Consider the following 18,549-nt stretch of genomic DNA (forward strand, 5'->3'; position numbering starts at 1 on the left):
CAATGCGTACGCTCCTGAATATGGATATGCACACTGTGGTGGTGGGGACCACCGGGGTCACCGCGTCCGACGTTCTCGCCGTGGCCCGGGGCGGAGCCCGGATCGAGCTGTCGGCCGAGGCGGTCGCGGCGCTCGCGGCGGCGCGCGAGATCGTGGACGCGCTGGCGGCCAAGCCGGAGCCGGTCTACGGGGTGTCCACCGGGTTCGGCGCGCTGGCCACCCGGCACATCGGCCAGGAGCTGCGCACCCAGCTCCAGCGCAACATCGTCCGCTCGCACGCCGCCGGGATGGGCCCGCGCGTGGAGCGGGAGGTCGTCAGGGCGCTGATGTTCCTGCGGCTGAAGACGGTCTGCTCGGGTCATACCGGGGTACGCCCCGAGGTCGCCCAGACCATGGCGGACATCCTGAACGCCGGTATCACCCCGGTAGTCCACGAGTACGGCTCCCTCGGCTGCTCCGGCGACCTCGCCCCCCTCTCGCACTGCGCCCTGACCCTCATGGGCGAAGGCGAAGCGGAGGGCCCCGACGGCACCGTACGCCCGGCCGCCGAGCTGCTCGCGGCGCACGGTATTACGCCCGTGGAGCTACGCGAGAAGGAGGGCCTCGCGCTCCTCAACGGCACCGACGGCATGCTCGGCATGCTGCTCATGGCGCTCGCCGACCTCGACGCCCTGTACAAGGCCGCCGACATCACCGCGGCCCTCTCCCTGGAGGCGCTCCTCGGCTCCGCGAAGGTCCTCGCGCCCGAGCTGCACGCGATCCGCCCGCACCCCGGCCAGGGCGACTCGGCCGCCAACATGCTGGCCGTACTGGAGGGTTCGGGGCTGACCGGGCACCACCAGGACGACGCGCCGCGCGTCCAGGACGCGTACTCCGTGCGGTGCGCTCCGCAGGTCGCCGGGGCCGGGCGGGACACGATCGCGCACGCGCGCCTCGTGGCGGAACGGGAGCTGGCGTCGGCCGTCGACAACCCCGTCGTCCTGCCCGACGGCCGGGTCGAGTCCAACGGCAACTTCCATGGCGCGCCCGTCGCTTACGTCCTCGACTTCCTCGCCATCGCCGCCGCCGACCTCGCGTCCATCGCCGAGCGGCGGACCGACCGGCTGCTCGACAAGAACCGCAGCCACGGGCTGCCGCCGTTCCTCGCGGACGACGCCGGCGTCGACTCCGGGCTGATGATCGCCCAGTACACGCAGGCGGCGCTGGTCAGCGAGTTGAAGCGGCTCGCCGTACCGGCGTCCGCCGACTCCATCCCGTCCTCGGCGATGCAGGAGGACCACGTGTCGATGGGGTGGTCGGCGGCGCGCAAGCTGCGGACGGCCGTCGACAATCTGACGCGGGTGATCGCGGTGGAGCTGTACGCGGCGACGCGGGCGGTGGAGCTGCGCGAGGGCCTCACGCCGGCGCCCGCGACGCGGGCCGTCGTCGAGGCCGTACGCGGGGCGGGTGTCCAGGGGCCCGGGCCGGACCGGTTCCTCGCGCCGGACCTGGCCGCTGCCGACGCGTTCGTGCGCGGCGGGGGGCTCGTGGAGGCGGTGGAGAAGGTGACGGGGGCGCTGCGGTAGGGGGGTAGTACAAGGGTTGGGCCCCTGTCCCTCGTACAGATGAGGGGCAGGGGCCCGTACTGCCTGGGTACTGGTACTACCCGGTTACTTCAGCTTGGCGAGCTGGGCCGTGATGATCGCGGCCGGGACCTTCGGCATCTGGCCGGTCTCGAAGGCGCCGAAGTCGAGCGTGTAGAACGTCGCGACGGTGTTCCCCTTGCGGATCACCTCGGTGTGGAAGACGGCGGTGCCCGCGCCGTCCATGCTGACGTTCTCGGAGAAGGCCAGCGCCTCGTCACCGCCGCCGGTCCCCTTCTCGGAGGCGACCTTGGTGATCTTGCTGGCGCCGTCCTCGGCGCCGGAGATGGTGAAGCCGCTCGCGCAGGTGGTGATGGCCTCGGAGACCGTCTTCATGGCCTTCTCGGCGCCGTCGCCGTCGTAGGAGGACAGGCCCACCCACGTCATGTCGACACCGAGCAGGGCGCTGACGTCGAGCTTGGTGGGGGCGTCGGTCGGCTTGTCCGACGAGACGGTGTTGCTCGCCGCGGCGGTCGTGTCACCCGGCGGGAGGGCGGTGTTCGCCCAGGCCAGCGGCGCGCACTCGGCCTTGTCGGTCTTCACCTCGGACTTGCCCTTGGGCAGGGTGTCGTCCCCCGGGCTGACCTTGTACCCCTTGACGTCGCCCGCCGCCAGCAGCAGCTTCTCCAGCTCCGCCGCCGTGACCGCCTTCGCCGTCGGCGCGGCAGCGGCCGTCGGCGTCGCCTTCGCGTCCGCGGCCGTGTCCTTCTTGCTCTCACCGGAGTCCGACGAACAACCGGTCATGAATGCGAGCGAGAGCGCGCTCGCGGCGGCCGTCATGGACAGCCGCACCCCCCACGTTCTGTTCATGACAGCGAACTATGAAGTTTCGGCCAAGTGGGCGTCAAATCCGACTCAAAAATCGAGGCGTTCCCGGCGAACCGAATAAAGCACGAATCCCGCACCCAATGTGAGGAAAACGCTCCCGCCGACGACGTACGGCGTCGTGTCGAAACTCCCGGTGTCGGCGAGCTGCGCGCCGGAGGAATCCGCGGCGGGTACGGCACGCGCCTGCTGGGAGGTGCTGTGCGGCGACGCCGGCGCGTCCGGGGTGACCGTATCGGCCTTGGCGGACGGGACGAACCACAGGGCGCACAGGAGAGTCCCCGCGGCGGTGGCGGTCAGCAGGGGGCGGCGGGCGGAAGACACGGAATATCGATCTCCTTGTGCGCTGGAGAATGGCCGTGGGGGCGAGCTTAGTGAAAGGCGAGGGTCACGGGAAAGTCACGGGGGAGAGAGATCGTACGCTCCCGGCATGAGTACTGAAGAAACCTCGCGCTTTGTCCGCCTTCGCGTGGATATCGTGCTGGAACTCGATGACGAAGGCGCCGTGACCAGCGCCGCGCTGGAGCGGCTCGCGGAGGATCCGGAGCTCCCGGACGCCGAGCGCGCGCACGCCGAGAGCGCTGTGACGGAAGACACCGCTGAGGCGCTCGCCTACCTCGTCGACCCGTTCGGCCTGGTCAGCGGGGTGCCGGGAGCGGAACTCGTCCAGGCGTCCTGGTCCACCGAGCGCATCGACTACGACCCCGATTCGCCGGAATGGGACCTCGACGAGGATGATGACGAGGAGGACGACGCCATGGACCGTAACGGTTGAGCGTCCTGGGGAATCAGTGAGATCCGCGGCCCCGGACGGAAACCGCGTCCGGGGTTTCGTCGTCTCAGGCAGTGTTGCTTCGGCCGCGAGGACGTGGGCGTGCTCACACGACGGGAACGTGTGGAACGCGGGACGGCGGTTGAAGCGTTAACAGACAAGAGGGTCCCGGGGATTGGGGAAGCCCTCGGGGATACGGGGACGTCCGGGTTCCGGGTAATCGGCAACGTATGGAGAAGCGAGTGATAGCGAACAGTAAGCGGCGCAAGGGTCTGCGGGCCGCGTCCGTACTGCTCGGGGGGGTCCTGGTGCTCTCCGCGTGTTCCGGTGGCGACGACGACGCCTCCGGCGGCGGGAGCGGCGAGTCCTCGCAGGCCAAGGCCGACGAGGCGGCGGCCCAGAAGGCGTCCGTCGCGGACATCAAGATCACGCCCGCGGACGGCTCCGCCAACGCCTCCATCAACAACTCCGCGGCCGTCACGGTCAGCAAGGGCACGCTCACGGCGGTCACGATGACCACCTCCGACGGTACGGCCGTCAAGGGCGAGCTCTCCGCCGACAAGCTGACCTGGAAGCCCAGCGACCAGCTGGAGCGCTCCACCACGTACAAGGTCGCCGCCGAGGCCAAGGACTCCGAGGGCCGCGTCGCCCACGAGAACGCGTCGTTCACGACCGTCTCCCCGGCCAACAGCTTCATCGGCAACTTCACGCCGGACTCCGGCTCCACGGTCGGCGTGGGCATGCCCGTCTCGATCAACTTCAACAAGTCGATCACCAACAAGGCCGCCGTCCAGAAGGGCATCACGGTCACCTCCAGCAGCGGTCAGGAGGTCGTCGGCCACTGGTTCGGCGCCAACCGCCTCGACTTCCGCCCCGAGCAGTACTGGACGGAGAACTCCACCGTCACGCTGAAGCTCGCGCTCGACGGGGTCGAGGGCGCGCCGGGCGTCGTGGGCGTCCAGCAGAAGACCGTCACCTTCAAGATCGGCCGCAACCAGGTCAGTTACGTCGACGCGAAGACCAAGCAGATGAAGGTCACGCAGGACGGCAAGACCATCAAGACCATCCCGATCTCCGCCGGTTCGCCCGACAACAAGACGTACGAGGGCACGATGGTGATGTCGGAGAAGTTCAAGGAGACGCGCATGAACGGCGCGACCGTGGGCTTCACCGACGACGACGGCAAGGGCGAGTACGACATCAAGGACGTGCCGCACGCCATCCGGCTGACCAACTCCGGGACGTTCATCCACGGCAACTACTGGGGTGCGAAGTCCATCTTCGGCAGCACCAACACCAGTCACGGGTGTGTGGGTCTCTCGGACACGAAGGGCGCCAACGACACGGGTACGGCCGGGTATTGGTTCTACACGAACTCGATCGTCGGGGATGTCGTGGTCGTGCAGAACACCGGTGACAAGACTGTCGCGCCGGACAACGGTCTGAACGGCTGGAACATGAGCTGGGCCGACTGGAAGGCCGGGTCCGCGGTCTGACGGTTCGTCATACGGCTCGACCGGTGCCGCCTCCCTCGCCGGGGGCGGCATCGGCGTTTCTGAAAGGGGTTGCGGCGTCGGCGAGTTGGCGCACGGGGGCTTCGGCGCGGCCTTCTCATCCGGCTCTTATGCGCGGCTTATCGAGTCATCACACGCCGTCCCTACTTTTCGGCGCATGTTCTTCACCTACCTGAGGCGCGAGCTGCGCCGCCGCAGAAAGGCGGCCCTCGTCGTCGCCTCCGGGCTCGCGCTGGGCATCGCGCTGGTCATCGTGGTCAACTCCGTGTCCTCCGGCATGGGCAAGGCCCAGGACAAGGTCCTCCAGTCGCTGTACGGCCTCGGCACGGACATGACCGTCACCAAGGCGGCAGCCGCCGGCGGCACCGGCGCCCAGCGCCCGCGCTTCCAGTTCGACGCGCAGGACGGCGACAGCGACGCGTCGCAGAGCAGCGACGTCGTCATGGTGCGCGGCTTCCAGACGCTCGCCACCTCGACCGTCACGCAGGTCGGCAAGCAGAGCGGCGTCGCCGATGCGGTGGGCGGGCTCAGCCTCCAAGTCGTCAAGGTGGACGGGCAGTTCACGCGGGGGCAGTTCCAGCAGGGTGGCGGTGAAGGCGGTCGTGGGGGCGCCGGTGGTGGTCAGCCGCAGGGTGAAGTCCGGGGCGGGGGCGCCGACTTCGACGTCAACAACTACTCCGTGTACGGAACCGACGTCGCCAAGCCGGAGTTGGGGCCGCTGACCTCCTCGAAGATCACCAGCGGGCGGACGTTCACGACGTCCGAGACGAACGCGAAGGTCGCCGTCGTCGACGCGTCCTACGCCAAGGAGAAGTCACTCAAGGTCGGTTCGGCCATCACCATCAAGACGGTGAAGTTCTCCGTCATCGGCATCGCGACCGCCGACAGCGGCGACGCCGCCGCCAACGTGTACGTCCCCCTCGCCCAGGCCCAGACCCTCGGCGACGCGAAGGACAAGGTCACCACGGTCTACGTCAAGGCCACCGACTCCCAGCAGATCGACGCCGTCAAGTCGGCCATCCAGAAGAACATCTCGGGTACGACGGTGACGACGTCGGCGGATCTCGCGGACACGGTGTCGGGGTCGCTGTCCACGGCGTCCTCCCTGGCTTCCAACGTCGGCAAGTGGCTGTCCATCGCGGTGCTCGTCGCGGCGTTCCTCGTCGCCGGGCTGCTGACCTCCTCCGCCGTCTCCCGCCGGGTGCGGGAGTTCGGGACGCTCAAGGCGCTCGGCTGGAAGTCGGGGCGGGTGACCCGGCAGGTGATCGGCGAGGCGATGGTCAACGGGCTGCTCGGGGGTGCGCTCGGGATCGCGCTGGGCCTTGCGGGGGCGTACGTCGTGACGGCCATCAGCCCTACGCTGCAAGCCCAGTTGGGCGGCGGCAACGGGGGTGGTGGCGGCTTCGGGGGCGGCGGGGGTGGTGGTTTCGGGGGCGGTGGTCCCGGCCGTGCGGCTGCCGCGCGCACCCTCGATGTCGCGCTGACCGCGCCGGTCAGCGTCTCGACGGTCGCGCTCGCCGTGGGGCTCGCGGTGGCCGGTGGGTTGATCGCCGGGGCGTTCGGGGGGTGGCGGGCGTCCCGGCTGCGTCCCGCTGACGCGCTGCGCCGCGTCGAGTAGTCGGTTTCTCAACCCCCTTACCTCACCGAGGAGTTGCTGCACGCCATGTACGAACTCAGAAACGTCACCAAGCGCTACACCCGGGGCAAGGACGCCGTACTCGCCCTGGACGCCGTCGACTTGACGATCCCCGACGGCGACCGCCTGGTCATCCAGGGCCCCACGGGCGGCGGCAAGTCCACGCTCCTCCAGATGCTGGGCGGCCTCGACCGTCCCACGTCCGGTGAAGTCGTCCTGGACGGCACGGACTTGGCGAAACTCCCCGAGTCCCGGCTGACGAAGGTCCGCAGCGAGAGCATCGGCTTCGTGTTCCAGTCCTTCAACCTCATCCCGACGCTGACGGCCCAGGAGAACGTGGAAACGGCGTTGGTCCCCCTGGGCCTCAAGGTCAAGGAACGCCGCGAACGGGCCGCCGAGGCGCTGGAGTCGGTGGGCCTCGGCGAGCGACTGGCCCACCTTCCCTCGGAGATGTCCGGCGGCCAGCAGCAACGCGTGGCGATAGCGCGGGCGTTGGTGAAGAAGCCGAAGGTCCTGCTCGCCGACGAACCCACCGGCAACCTCGACGAAAGCATGCGCGACGAGATCATGGACGTCCTGGAGACGCTGTGGAAGGAGCACGGCCTGACCTTCATCATGGTCACCCACGACTCCTCGATCGCGAAGAAGGCGCCTCGTCTGGTGACGATCAGGAAGGGGCGGATCACGGTGACGGAGAAGGCGAGGTCCTGACTGCCTTGCTGTGTCCGGGCGTACACCTCTGGCGTAGGACTACGGGGGGTGTACGCCTGGAGGGTTCGGCCATCCGGGGGAACCGGAACGATCTGGCGGCTTACGGGTGCCGCCCGCTTCTACCGTCGGTCTCCCGTTCCCCTTCCAATCGACCGGTCCCATGAACGTTGTCACGGTGGTCGCGCTCGCCACCGCGACCGCCACGGCTCTGCTGACCAACTCCCCTCCGCCGTGGACGACGGCGAGATCCGGTTCACCGAGTCCACCAAGTACGACGAGGCCAACTACCGACGGCTGTGGGGTTGATGCCGTGAAGCACATCCGTCTTCCGGCCGTCGCCGCAGCCGTGCCGCCGTGCTCTGCGCTATGGCTGCCGGTGTCTTCTACTCCGGGTCCTCCGGGGGTGATGAGATCGCCAGTGTCTGTGTTCCCCGGGTGGGTCTGGTTCGCCGTCCCCGCGGATACGGGGCTCGATGCGCGGCGCGTCCGCTGGGTGGAGGCCGTCGCGGATCAGGTGGCGCCGCATCCCGATCCGCGCTGCACCGGTGACGTCGTCACGAGTCGCTGATCTCGCACCACACGGTCTTGCGGCCGGCCGCCCACTCCACGCCCCAACGCCGGGCGAGGGCCGTGAGGAGCGCGAGGCCCCGGCCCGACTCGGCGTCTGCGGTGGCCTGTTGGAGTATCGGGAGTTTGTGGGGCTCGGGGTCCGTGACCTCGATGCGGGTGTGGCCGGGGGCCGTGGGGAGGACGCGGATCGTCACGGGGGTGCCGTCGCCGACGTGGTCGATGACGTTCGTGATCAGTTCCGTCGCGCACAGGCGGACGTCGTACGAGTGCTCGCGGAGGCGGTGCCGGAGGTCGGGCACCGCCTTCGGCGTTGCCAACAGGCTGTGCTCGAACAAGCTGTGCTCGAAGCTCACTTGGGTGCGGCCTCGCGGAGGATGGCCGCGAGGGCCAGGGCGGTGGTGGTGGGGCAGTTGCCGAGGGAGAGGAGGTTGAGGGGCGGGCTGTAGCGGCTCGCGTAGCTGACGATGTCGAGGCCGAGGGAGGGGAACTGGAGGTTGTGGAGGGCGAGGGCCTGGCGGAGTTCTTCGACGCAGGCGGGGATGTCGTTGGGGGAGGGGGAGTTGTCGGGCATGTGGGGGAGTCGCTTTCTGTGCGGTGTGTGACGAATGCCTCACAGGGTGTCGTGTTGGTCGCTACCGTGAAAGGGGTTTTGAGTCCGCAGCGCACGCTGCGGAGGGCCGGTCAAGGGGTGAGGAACATGGCGCGAGGCAAGGACATCGACGGTTCCGAGGGGGTTCCGACCTTCTACGGCAAGGAGTTGCGCTGGAAGCGGGAGAAGGCGGAGATGTCGCTGGAGGAGCTGCTCGCCGGGAGCTTCTTCGGCAAGACGTACCTCAGTGACATCGAGCGGGGGGAGCGGACGATGCCGATCGAGCTGGCGCGGCACGTGGACCAACGGCTCGGTACGGACGGGTACTTCGAGCGGAACTGCGAGGACGTGCGGAAGTCGAGGAGGAAGGGGCACGCCAAGTACTTCGAGAAGGTGCTGGAGGCGGAGAAGCATGCGCTGACGATCGAGGAGTGGGCGCCTACGCTGTTTCCGGGGTTGCTGCAAACTCCGGCCTACGCGCGGGCCGTTGTGCTGGCGACCCACCCGCTGGCTCTCGACGAAGAGGTGGAGGAGAAGGTCAGCGGCCGAATGGAACGAGCCGACCTGTTCGAGAGGGACCACCACAAGCCGGAGTACTGGGCGATCCTGCACGAGTTGCTGATCACCGACCCGATCCTCCCGCCGCTGGAGATGGCCGAGCAGCTTGACCGGATCGTGAGGTTGGCCGAGCGGCGCCGAATTGTTCCGCAGATCCTGCTGCGAACCCACGGGGCGCATCCGTTCATGACGGGCCCGGCCAAGATCATGACCTTCCCGGATGCTCCGCCGCTGTTCTACACGGAGGCGCTGCACAGCGGTGACACCATCGATGATCCGGCGCTCGTCCTGGAGTACCGCAGGTCGTACGATCGCCTCAGGGCCGCCGCGCGTTCTCCCAAGGCGTCCCTGGCCATGATCAAAGCAGCGGCAGAGGACTACCGAAATGGCAAGCGACCGGATCGACTTGAGTGACGCCCTGTGGCTCAAGAGCAGCTACAGCAACGGTAGCGGCGGGAACTGCGTCGAGGTTGCCAGCGACTTCCCCGGCGCAGCTCTCTGGCGCAAGTCCAGCTACAGCAACGGCAGCGGCGGCGACTGCGTCGAACTTGCCACCAACCTCCCCCACCTCGTCCCCGTCCGAGACACCAAACTCCCCCACAGCCCCACCCTCCTCCTCCCCGCCACCGCCTGGACCCCCTTCCTCGCCTCCCTCCAGGACCCCACCCCCTAACGCCCCGCCCCGTACAACCCCCCGATGACGAACACCATCACCGGCAGCGACACCAGAATCCACACCACCACCCCGGTGCTCGCCTTCGTCGTCGGGTCCTCCTTCCAGCGGTAGTGGTCGCGGGTGACCCGGCCCCGGATCGGTGCGAGGAGGACGAGGGGGATGAACAGGACGGACGTATAGAGGAACAGCACCTGGCCCAGCGTGCTCCCACCGCGCAGCCCGAACGCGCCGATCCCGATCGCCGCGATCACCGGTATCCACACCTGCCGCTTGCGGTACTCCGGGACCTGGATGGTCCACCGCATGCCGACGATGTTGACGACCGTGGCGCAGGCGGCGATCAACAGCCACATGCCGCCGGACAGCGAGAGGAACATCGGGGACCCTTCCAGGAACCGGGCGTGAACGGAGTGCGCGTTCCTGTGGTCACACGCGAAGCGGCAGCCGGCGGTTCCCTGGGCTCAGGCCCGTTCCACCCGCGTTGCGTCCGCCCCCCAGCTCGCCAGCAGCCGTAGCGCCTCCGCGCTGGGGGAGGCCGGTTCCGCGTGGTACGTGACCAGGGTCTGTTCGGGGTCCGCCCCCAGGGTGAACCCCTCGAAGGACAGGGTGAGTTCGCCGACGAGCGGATGGTTGAGGTGTTTGACGCCGTTCTTCTTCTGCTTGACGTCGTGGGCGGCCCACAGCCGGCGGAACTCCTCGCTCTTGACGGAGAGTTCACCGACGAGGGCGGACAGGCGGGGGTCGTCGGGATAGCAGCCGGCCTCCCAGCGCAGGGTGGCGACGATGTCGCTCGCCTTCTCCTCCCAGGGGATGAAGAGGTCGCGGTAGTCGGGGCGCAGGAAGGTCAGGCGGGCCCAGTTCCGCTCGGCGGCGGGCAGTTCGGACCAGTCGCCGAAGAGGGCCGCGGCGAGCCGGTTCCACGCGAGGATCTCGGAACGCCGCCCGATGATGTACGCGGGGACACCGTCCATGGCGGTGAGGAGGTGGTGCAGGGGGACGCGGACCTGCTGGGGTCGCCCACCGCCCGCCTTCTTCTTGTGCTGCTTGGGCTTCGCGAGGTGCATGAGGTGCGCGTGCTCGGCCTCGGTGAGCCGCAGGGTCCGCGCGATGGAGTCGAGGATCTCCGCCGAGACGTTGCGGCCGTTGCCCTGCTCAAGACGCGTGTAATACGCAACGGACACCCCGGCGAGCTGAGCCAGCTCCTCCCGCCGCAGCCCGGGTACCCGCCGCTGCCGGCCGTACCCCGAAAGTCCTACGTCCTCCGGCTTCAGCCGGGCTCGCCGGGTCCGCAGGAACTCACTCAGCTCGGCCCGCCGGTCCAGCCCGGCCGGCTCACCCGGCCCTGTCGGCCGCTCCTCGTCCATACACCCAGTATCGGCCACCCCCTACCGTCGTACGCTCCTGATCCTGTCCCCGCCAGTGGTAGGCACAGTGAGCGTAGGCAGAGCTGTGACCTGGGTGAACGCTCGACGCCATGGCAGGCTGGTGCACGTGCCCGGCCCGAAGGCAGGCCGGGACGCATCCCCCCGCTAGGAGAACCACGGCATGACCACCGTCGCCGCGTACGCCGCACCCGCCGCCAAGGCCCCGCTCGCCCGCACCACCATCGAGCGCCGCCCGGTCGGCGAGTTCGACGTCCAGATCGACATCAAGTTCGCCGGAATCTGTCACTCCGACATCCACCAGGCCCGCGAGGGCTGGGGCACGGCCATCTTCCCGATGGTCCCGGGCCACGAGATCGCGGGCATCGTCTCCGAGGTCGGCCCCGGCGTCACGAAGTACCAGGTCGGCGACCGGGTCGGCGTCGGCTGCATGGTCGACTCGTGCGGCGAGTGCGAGAACTGCAAGGCCGGCGTCGAGCAGTTCTGCACGCAGGGCAACGTCGGCACGTACAACGCCATCGGCAAGGACGGCGAGCCCACGTACGGCGGCTACTCGCAGCAGATCGTCGTCAAGGAGAGCTTCGTCGTCCGCATCCCCGACGGCCTCGCGCTCGACGTCGCCGCGCCCCTGCTGTGCGCCGGCATCACCACGTACTCCCCGCTGAAGCACTGGGGCGCGGGCCCCGGCAAGAAGGTCGCCGTCATCGGTCTCGGCGGGCTCGGCCACATGGCCGTCAAGATCGGTGCCGCGCTCGGCGCCGAGGTCACCGTCCTCTCGCAGACCCTCAGCAAGAAGGACGACGGCCTCAAGCTCGGCGCCACGCACTACTACGCCACCAGCGACGCCGACACGTTCAAGCAGCTCGCGGGCACCTTCGACCTGATCGTGTCCACCGTCTCCGCGCCGCTGAACTTCGGCGCCTACCTCTCCCTCCTCAAGACCGGCGGCGCGATCGTCAACGTCGGCGCCCCCGAGGAGCCCATCTCCCTCAACCTCTTCTCCCTCATCGGCGGCAACAAGACCCTCGCCGGTTCGATGATCGGCGGCATCGCCGAGACCCAGGAGATGCTCGACTTCTGCGCCGAGCACAACCTGGGCTCCGAGATCGAGCTGATCTCGGCGGAGGAGATCAACGAGGCGTACGACCGGGTCGTGAACAGCGACGTCCGGTACCGCTTCGTGATCGACACGGCGACGATCTGACCCCGCCGGTCGTATGACCACCGAGGCTGGTCCTCCGGTATCCCCTACCGGAGGGCCGGCCTTCTCACGTCCGTCTCCCCAGCAGCCACAGCAGGTACGGCCCCCCTACCAGCGCGGTGAGCGCCCCCACGGGTATCTCCACCGGAGGTACCAGTACCCGCGCCACCAGATCAGCCGTGACGAGGACGACGGCCCCGGTCAGCCCCGACGCGACGAGCGGCAGCTGCGGTGTACGTGTGAGCCTGCGCGCCAGCTGCGGAGACGTGAGCGCCACGAAGCTGATCGGCCCCGCGGCACCGGTCGCCGCGGCGGCGAGTACGACACCCAGGACCGTCAACCCCAGCCGCACCCGGTTCACCCGTACCCCTAGCCCCGCAGCGGTATCCGCGTCGAGCCCCAGGGGCCGCACCGCACGGCTCGCCCACACCAGCGCGGGCAGCGCCAGCAGGAGTACGGCGGCCAGGGGCCGCGCCTGCTCCCACCCGCGCCCGTTGAGGCTCCCCGTCAGCCACAGCTTGAGCTGCTCGGCCGCATCGAGTTCGCTGTCGGCGAGGTACAGCTGAACCACAGCGGAGAGGGCCACACCGATGCCCACGCCGGTCAGCACGAACCGGTTCGGCTGCAACCCGTTCCGCCAGGCCAGGGCGTACACCAGGGCCGCGGCGGCGAGGCCGCCCAGCACGGATACGGCGGGCATCGCGGACGGCGACGACACGGCGCCGGTCGCCAGCGCACCGACGGTCGCCGCAGCCGCCCCGTGCCCGACGCCGATCACATCGGGACTGGCGAGGGGGTTGCGGGTCACGGTCTGGATCAGGGCACCGGAGACACCGAGCGCGAGCCCCACGAGGGCGCCGACGACGATCCGGGGGACCCGTAGCTCCATCACCACCAGGTCGTACGGCCCCGGCGTCCCCCTGAGTGCGGCCCACACGTCACCCGGGGGTACCAGGGTCTGCCCCAGACAGGCGGACGTGAGCATCGCGGCGCCGAGGAGGAGCAGGAGTACTGCGGCGACGGCGAGGGAACGCCGGTGCACGAGGAGGGAGAGGCGGGGGGTGGCACGTACTACCAGGGAGCCAGGGTGTACGCCGGTAGGGGGATCGCTGGAGAGCCTCATGCCACCGCCTTTTTCCTGCGCACCAGCATCACCAGCACCGGCACCCCGACCACCGCCGTCATCACCCCGGCCGGCACCTCGGCGGGCGCCCGCACCACCCGTCCGGCCACATCCGCGAGCACCAGCAGAGCCGCACCCAACAGCGCCGACAGCGGCAACAGCGAACGATGCCCTCCCGTGCGCACCGACCTCCGTGCGACATGCGGCACCACCAGCCCCACGAACACGATCGGCCCGGCGGCGGCCACAGCGGACGCCGTCAGCAGCGTCGCCCCCAACGCCGCGGCACCCCGCACGAGGTGAACCCGATGCCCCAGCCCCCGAGCCGTCTCGTCCCCCAGCGCCAACGCATCCAACCCCGGCGCGCACGCCATCACCAGCACCGCCCCGACCAGCAGAAACGGCAGCATCCGTACGACGCTGCCGGCGTCCCGCCCGCTGAGCGCACCGACCTGCCAGAACCGGAACTGGTCGAGCGTCGCGGACGACGAGGTGAGGACGACGGTCGTCCCGCCCGCCGTCATCGCCGCCAACGCCGTCCCCGCGAGGGCGAGTTTGACCGGCGACGCCCCACCCCTGCCGCGCGAGGCGACCGCGTACACGAGACACGCGGCGCCGACCGCACCCGCGAACGCGAACCACACGTACCCGCTGAAACCGTTCGCCCAGCCGAACGCGATCGCTGTGACGACACCGGCCGCCGCACCCTGGCTGAGGCCGAGGATCCCGGGGTCGGCCAGCGGATTCCTGGTGACGGCCTGGAGCGCCGTCCCCGCGAGACCCAGCGCCGCACCGGCCGTGAGTCCGATCTCGGTGCGGGGCAGCCGCAGCGACCGTACTACCAGGGTGTCAGGGGACTCCCCCCGATGGAGCAACGCGTCCAGGACCGCCGCCGGGGGTACGGCTCTAGTACCCACGGCGAGGCTGAGCACGACGGCGGCGGCCACCACGAGGGCAGCCGCCGGCCAGACGATCAGGCGCCGGGTCACTTGGCCAGGTGCTCCGCGAGCTCCCCGACGACCAGGCGCGCGGCGGTGGGACCGGCGTTCAGGTACCAGGGGTCGTCGTCGACCTGCACCGCGTGACCCGCCTTGACCGCCTTCATGCCCTTCCACAGCGGGCCCGCGACCGTGCTCGCCGCGTCCGTCTTCGACGCGTCGCCCTGCACCGAGTAGAAGATCCAGTCGCCGTCCGCCGTGTCGATCTTCTCGCTGCTGATGTCCTGCGAGATCGCCTTGAACCGCTGCGACGCGGGGCGGGTGAGTCCCATGTCCACGGCGATCGAGCCGGTGAAGGAGGAGACACCGAACATGCGGGTGCGGTCGGGGGTGAAGCGGACCATGGAGACGGTGGGGTCGCCCTTGACGCCGGCCCCCTGGGACTTGGCGTCCGCGACGATGCCGTTCAGCAGGGTCCGCGCCGCCTGGCCCTTGCCGACCGCGTCCCCCACCAGGAGGAGATCACGCTTCCAGTTGATGCCCTGGCCTGCGGTGACGACCGTCGGCGCGATCTTCGACAGCTTCGGGTACAGGTCGGCGAGGGACTTGTTGACCAGGATCAGGTCCGGCTTCGCCGTCGCGAGGGACTCCAGGTTCGGGGCCTGCCGGGTACCGGCGTCCGCCATCTCGTTCAGCTCCGCCTTGTACTGCGGGAACGTAGCGCTCAGGTAGTCGGGTACTAGACCCGCGTTCGCCGCGCGCGTCGACGCGGTCGGTACGACGCCGAGGGTGAGGAGGTCGTCGAGCTGGCCGGTGCTGAGAACGGCGATTTTCGTCGGCGCCGTCTTGACCGTCGTAGTCCCCGCGTAGTGCTTGACCGTCCTCGGGAAGGTGCCGTCCTTCGCGACGTCCGAGCCCATGCCGGCGGCGAGCGCGCCGGGCGCGGCGGCGGGGCCCTCGGGGGCGCCGGCGACCTTGTTGACGCCGCCGGGGGCCTTGGCGTCCTTGGTGGCGCCGTCCGAGTCGGTCGAGCAGCCCGCCAGGACGGTGCCTGCGATCAGGGCGGCGGTCAGGACTGCTGTCGGCTTGGACGTGCGCACGGGGGTACTCCGGGGGGCATAAGGGGCTTGCCCAGGCAAGGGGGTCTCGCTAAGGCAAGGCTTACCTTAACCTCTCTTTTTGTGGCGGGTCCGTGCGGGGGACCTGGTCAGGAGGCTCCGTGATCCTCGGGGCGCTCGATCGGGAGGTTGGTGATGCCGAGGTCGCGGCGCATGTGCTGGCGCACCTCGTAGAGGCCCTCGGAGGCTTTCTGTAGCCGTTCGAGGAGCACGTCCAGGGGCTCCGGCGTGCGGGGCGACTGCTGCTCGTGTCGCTCCAACTGGGTGTGGATGCGGTTGAGTTGGTGCACGATGCGGCCCGCCGCCTGCAACACCTCGTCCGTGACGACCAGTTGCGCCGTCGCGTACGCCTCCCTCAACTCCCGCCGCGCATCCGCACGTTCGGCGGTCTGAGCGGCCGTGTCGCCCGTCCCCGCCGCCAGCGCCTCCCGGTGCTGCCACAGCAACAGGTGCAACTCCCGTATCGCCCGGTTCAGTTGCACGTACGACGCCCTGCGCGCCTCCACGTTCTCCCGCCGCTCCACCGCGTCCCGCTCCGCCTCCCGCTCCAGCCTCGCGTGCTCCAGCTCCATCGACGTGGAGCGCAGCGCGCCTCTGTGTGCGAGGACGCCGGACAGGAGGGTGCCGGCGACACCGACGACGGCGACGACGAGGGCACTGGTCGAGGGCGACATGGAGGGACGGTAACCCAGCGGGGCGGGTGGTGGGGCGGTGAGTTCGTGGTTCAGGCGGAGGGGCGGGGTTCGGCGGGCCGGGTGGTGCGGGGTGGTGACTCGTGGGCCGGGTGGAGAGGCGGTGACTCAGAGGCCCAGCCCCTCGTACGCCGCCGTCACGATCTCCAGGCCCCGGTTGTCGTCGCCGGGCCGGCGCATCTGGTTCGTCACGTACGCGACCGTCATACCGGCGTCCGGGTCGACCAGGACCAGGGAGCCTCCCCAGCCGCCCCAGCCGAGGGCGTTGCCGAAGAGGCCGTACCCCAGGCCGTACTGGACGGACATGCCGAGGAGCCGGTCCTCGCCGGTGAACTGGGTGCGGCGCGCGAGGTCGAGGGCGGGGCCGGTGAGGCGGCGGGACTGGACGAGGGCGACCGAGCGGGCGTTGCCGTAGCCGCTCGCGGCGGGGATCTGGGCGCGGCGCCAGGAAGGGGAGTTGCCGTGGTGTACGCGGATGGGGGTGGGCGGGGTCGGGCGGGGGGCGGCGTCGGTGGAGGACGCCGGGGCCGCTGGCGGCGTCGAGGCCGACGGGTCCGTGTGCCCCGGCGAGTCGGAGGAGCCGCTTCCTGTCACGCCCATGTCGCCGCTCCCCGGCGTGGCCGAGTCGCCGTCGCCGCTCCCCGGCGCGCTGGCGGCGTACTCCTCCGTCTCCCCCTCGGGAGGGACGCTCGCGGCGACCCGGTGGTCGTGCTCGGCGGCCAGCCCGATGTGGAAGTCCGCTCCGAGGGGTCCCGCGATCTCCGTCGCGAAGTAGTCCCCGAGAGGTACCCCGGTAATCCTCCGGACCAGCTCGCCCACCAGGTACCCCTGGGTCAGCGAGTGATACCCCGCCTCCGTACCCGGCTCCCACTGCGGCGTGAGGCCCGCGAGCCGCGCGGTGACCGCGTCCCAGTCGTACAGCTCCTCCACCGTGCCCGGCCAGTCGGGCAGCCCGGCGGTGTGCGAGAGGACATGCCGGACGAGGACGTCCTTCGCCCCGAACTCCGGCCAGTACCGGGCGACTTCGGCGTCCGGGTCCAGTGAGCCCCGCTCGATCAGCGTCAACGCCGTCAGCGCGGTCATCGTCTTCGTCACCGACCACACGTTCGTGATCGTGTCCCGCTGCCAGGGGACGCCGCGCGCGGCATCCGCGTACCCGCCCCACACGTCCACGACGGGCTCCCCGCCCACGAACACGGCGACCGACCCTCCCGCGTCCCCCTCGTCCAGCAGTCGGGCGAGGAGGTTGGGGACGGCGAGGAAGAGGTCGTCGTAGGTGCCCTGGATATCGGCCATGCAGTGCATTAGCGGGGTCGAGGCATGGCCGGGGCAACTGAATTACCGCTACAGGAAGGGGAGTTGATGATTCCGGCTGGTCAACCGGGCACGTTCGTCACGCTCATGGCGTACGCGAGGAGCCGCCCGAAGCGCAGCCGGCTCAGGAGGTGGGCGTTCAGCGGCGCGTATCCGGGCCGGGTGAGCGAGTCGATGCGGTCGAGGACGTCGGCCAACTCCCGCGCGGCTTCCGGCCCTTGCCGGCTGAGCTCCGCCAAGTAGGCGACCGCGCACGCGTCCAGCCGCGCGTGCAGCCCACCGAGGCGAGGCGCCTCGACCGAAACATCCGGAAAGCGCCAACTCCGGAACGCCGCATGCCGGTTGGCGACCGCCGCGATCAACCCGAGCCGCGCCGGAGGCACCGTACCCGGCCAGCACGGCCCCCGCAGGGCAGCCGTGTCCCGAACTCCCGGCGTCCGCCGCCCCGCCGCCTTCTCGACCCGTCGCCGCGCCGCGAACTCCCTTTCCCGGACCAGGAATACGTCCCTGCTCTCCTCCAGGACGGCCAGCGCACGCGGCAGCGCCTCCGGTTCCGTACGCAGGTCCGGTGCGAGGGCCGAGAGGTAGGCCCACGTCGCGTTGAACCCGAGCGGGCAGTACCGCCCGACGGCGTACCTCAACTCCCCGCGCCTGTGCGCGAACGGCAGACTCTCGTCGCGTACCCGACGAGCGTGAACACCGAAACTCACGCCCGGTACGTCACCCCCGTACCCCCCAACCCGCAGTATCCGCCCGGATGATGAGCCAGATACTGCTGATGCAGCGAACTGGCCGGATAGAACGGATACTCCTCCGCCGCCAGAATCTCGGTGGTGATCTCCCCGTACCCCGCCTCGGCGAGACACTTCTGATAAGCGTCCCTCGACGACTCGGCGGCCTCCACCTCGTCGTCCGTACGCGTAAAAATCAGCGAGCGCACATGAGTCCCCACATCATTTCCCTGCCGGAACCCCTGAGTCGGATCGTGCCCCTCCCAGAAAACCCGCAGCAGCGCCTCGTAGGAGACCCGCGCGGGGTCATAGACGACCCGCACGGTCTCCGCGTGCCCGGTCAACCCGGTCCGCACCTCGTCATCAACGGGAAACGGCGTAAACCCACCCTGGAACCCGACAGCGGTGGTCCAGACCCCCGCAGGCAGTTGCCAATACCGCCGCTCAGCACCCCAAAAACACCCGAGCGCGAACTCGGCGGTCGTGTCCCTTGCCGTGGTGTTGGGGATCAACTGGTGGGCGTGTTCGGGGTGTTGGGTAGTGCGGGGGCGCTTTCGGGGAGTTCGCGGTAGATCTC

General features: G+C 69.7%; 21 protein-coding genes. 8 read left to right on the forward strand and 13 right to left on the reverse strand.

Annotation, left to right across the window (positions count from 1 at the left end):
• The first annotated feature begins 26 nt into the window (after nt 1-26).
• Nucleotides 27-1,565, forward strand: a complete 1,539-nt coding sequence (gene hutH / locus PV682_RS40990; RefSeq protein ID WP_319737637.1) for a histidine ammonia-lyase — start codon at nt 27-29, stop codon at nt 1,563-1,565.
• Between the two features lie 84 nt (nt 1,566-1,649).
• On the opposite strand, the gene PV682_RS40995 is transcribed toward hutH, so the two are convergent.
• Entirely contained in the window at nt 1,650-2,432 is a 783-nt protein-coding gene (locus PV682_RS40995) for a hypothetical protein (RefSeq protein ID WP_319737603.1), read from the reverse strand.
• Nucleotides 2,433-2,477: 45 nt separating this feature from the next.
• Nucleotides 2,478-2,771, reverse strand: coding sequence for an LAETG motif-containing sortase-dependent surface protein (locus tag PV682_RS41000; RefSeq protein ID WP_319737604.1), 294 nt, complete (start codon nt 2,769-2,771; stop codon nt 2,478-2,480).
• A 106-nt stretch (nt 2,772-2,877) separates the two neighbouring features.
• Here PV682_RS41000 and PV682_RS41005 point away from each other — a divergent pair, with 106 nt between their 5' ends.
• From PV682_RS41005 to PV682_RS41020, 4 genes are all read left to right on the forward strand, one after another.
• Nucleotides 2,878-3,222: a hypothetical protein gene (locus tag PV682_RS41005; protein ID WP_319737605.1), complete on the forward strand. Its 345-nt coding sequence runs from the start codon at nt 2,878-2,880 to the stop codon at nt 3,220-3,222.
• Nucleotides 3,223-3,449: 227 nt separating this feature from the next.
• Nucleotides 3,450-4,715 carry a L,D-transpeptidase gene (locus tag PV682_RS41010; protein ID WP_319737607.1) on the forward strand — a complete coding sequence of 422 codons (1,266 nt, stop codon included), beginning with the start codon at nt 3,450-3,452 and terminating at the stop codon, nt 4,713-4,715.
• Nucleotides 4,716-4,890: 175 nt separating this feature from the next.
• The gene (locus PV682_RS41015; RefSeq protein ID WP_319737609.1) at nt 4,891-6,351 is read left to right on the forward strand and encodes an ABC transporter permease; all 1,461 of its coding nucleotides are present in this window, start codon (nt 4,891-4,893) and stop codon (nt 6,349-6,351) included.
• A gap of 45 nt (nt 6,352-6,396) precedes the next feature.
• Nucleotides 6,397-7,080, forward strand: a complete 684-nt coding sequence (locus tag PV682_RS41020; protein ID WP_112471997.1) for an ABC transporter ATP-binding protein — start codon at nt 6,397-6,399, stop codon at nt 7,078-7,080.
• A 554-nt stretch (nt 7,081-7,634) separates the two neighbouring features.
• Here PV682_RS41020 and PV682_RS41025 read toward each other — a convergent pair.
• Both PV682_RS41025 and PV682_RS41030 read right to left on the reverse strand, forming a co-directional pair.
• The gene (locus PV682_RS41025) at nt 7,635-8,003 is read right to left on the reverse strand and encodes an ATP-binding protein (protein ID WP_319737612.1); all 369 of its coding nucleotides are present in this window, start codon (nt 8,001-8,003) and stop codon (nt 7,635-7,637) included.
• Nucleotides 8,000-8,221, reverse strand: a complete 222-nt coding sequence (locus tag PV682_RS41030) for a hypothetical protein (RefSeq protein ID WP_319737615.1) — start codon at nt 8,219-8,221, stop codon at nt 8,000-8,002. Before PV682_RS41030 ends, PV682_RS41025 begins: the two co-directional genes overlap by 4 nt.
• A 126-nt stretch (nt 8,222-8,347) precedes the next feature.
• On the opposite strand from PV682_RS41030, the gene PV682_RS41035 reads away from it, so the two are divergent.
• Together PV682_RS41035 and PV682_RS41040 are read left to right on the forward strand one after the other, a co-directional pair.
• Nucleotides 8,348-9,211, forward strand: a complete 864-nt coding sequence (locus PV682_RS41035; RefSeq protein ID WP_319737616.1) for a helix-turn-helix domain-containing protein — start codon at nt 8,348-8,350, stop codon at nt 9,209-9,211.
• Nucleotides 9,183-9,470 (forward strand): DUF397 domain-containing protein, encoded by a 288-nt coding sequence (locus tag PV682_RS41040; RefSeq protein ID WP_319737617.1) that lies wholly within the window; start codon nt 9,183-9,185, stop codon nt 9,468-9,470. The genes PV682_RS41035 and PV682_RS41040 overlap by 29 nt, the downstream gene beginning before the upstream one ends.
• Here the strand turns inward: PV682_RS41040 and PV682_RS41045 are convergent.
• Both PV682_RS41045 and PV682_RS41050 read right to left on the reverse strand, forming a co-directional pair.
• The gene (locus tag PV682_RS41045; RefSeq protein ID WP_319737619.1) at nt 9,467-9,850 is read right to left on the reverse strand and encodes a hypothetical protein; all 384 of its coding nucleotides are present in this window, start codon (nt 9,848-9,850) and stop codon (nt 9,467-9,469) included. The genes PV682_RS41040 and PV682_RS41045 overlap by 4 nt on opposite strands.
• 84 nt (nt 9,851-9,934) lie before the next feature.
• Nucleotides 9,935-10,837, reverse strand: coding sequence for a helix-turn-helix domain-containing protein (locus PV682_RS41050; protein ID WP_319737620.1), 903 nt, complete (start codon nt 10,835-10,837; stop codon nt 9,935-9,937).
• Between the two features lie 181 nt (nt 10,838-11,018).
• Here PV682_RS41050 and PV682_RS41055 point away from each other — a divergent pair, with 181 nt between their 5' ends.
• A complete protein-coding gene (locus PV682_RS41055; RefSeq protein WP_319737621.1) occupies nt 11,019-12,059 on the forward strand; it encodes an NAD(P)-dependent alcohol dehydrogenase in 1,041 nt (346 codons plus the stop codon).
• Nucleotides 12,060-12,123: 64 nt separating this feature from the next.
• Here the strand turns inward: PV682_RS41055 and PV682_RS41060 are convergent, their stop codons facing one another.
• The 7 genes from PV682_RS41060 to msrA all read right to left on the reverse strand — a co-directional run bounded on the left by PV682_RS41060 (nt 12,124) and on the right by msrA (nt 18,484).
• Nucleotides 12,124-13,179 (reverse strand): FecCD family ABC transporter permease, encoded by a 1,056-nt coding sequence (locus PV682_RS41060; RefSeq protein ID WP_319737623.1) that lies wholly within the window; start codon nt 13,177-13,179, stop codon nt 12,124-12,126.
• Entirely contained in the window at nt 13,176-14,168 is a 993-nt protein-coding gene (locus PV682_RS41065; protein ID WP_319737626.1) for a FecCD family ABC transporter permease, read from the reverse strand. The genes PV682_RS41060 and PV682_RS41065 overlap by 4 nt, the downstream gene beginning before the upstream one ends.
• Nucleotides 14,165-15,217, reverse strand: a complete 1,053-nt coding sequence (locus PV682_RS41070; RefSeq protein WP_319737627.1) for an iron-siderophore ABC transporter substrate-binding protein — start codon at nt 15,215-15,217, stop codon at nt 14,165-14,167. The genes PV682_RS41065 and PV682_RS41070 overlap by 4 nt, the downstream gene beginning before the upstream one ends.
• A 107-nt stretch (nt 15,218-15,324) precedes the next feature.
• The gene (locus PV682_RS41075) at nt 15,325-15,909 is read right to left on the reverse strand and encodes a hypothetical protein (RefSeq protein ID WP_319737630.1); all 585 of its coding nucleotides are present in this window, start codon (nt 15,907-15,909) and stop codon (nt 15,325-15,327) included.
• Between the two features lie 126 nt (nt 15,910-16,035).
• Complete coding sequence (locus PV682_RS41080; protein ID WP_319737633.1) at nt 16,036-17,223, reverse strand: serine hydrolase domain-containing protein; 1,188 nt, start codon at nt 17,221-17,223, stop codon at nt 16,036-16,038.
• A gap of 80 nt (nt 17,224-17,303) precedes the next feature.
• The gene (locus PV682_RS41085) at nt 17,304-17,951 is read right to left on the reverse strand and encodes a hypothetical protein (RefSeq protein ID WP_319737634.1); all 648 of its coding nucleotides are present in this window, start codon (nt 17,949-17,951) and stop codon (nt 17,304-17,306) included.
• Complete coding sequence (msrA, locus tag PV682_RS41090) at nt 17,948-18,484, reverse strand: peptide-methionine (S)-S-oxide reductase MsrA (protein WP_319737635.1); 537 nt, start codon at nt 18,482-18,484, stop codon at nt 17,948-17,950. The genes PV682_RS41085 and msrA overlap by 4 nt, the downstream gene beginning before the upstream one ends.
• Between the last annotated feature and the right edge of the window lie 65 nt (nt 18,485-18,549).

It is taken from the genome of Streptomyces niveiscabiei (assembly GCF_033794345.1).
Lineage (GTDB): Bacteria > Actinomycetota > Actinomycetes > Streptomycetales > Streptomycetaceae > Streptomyces > Streptomyces niveiscabiei.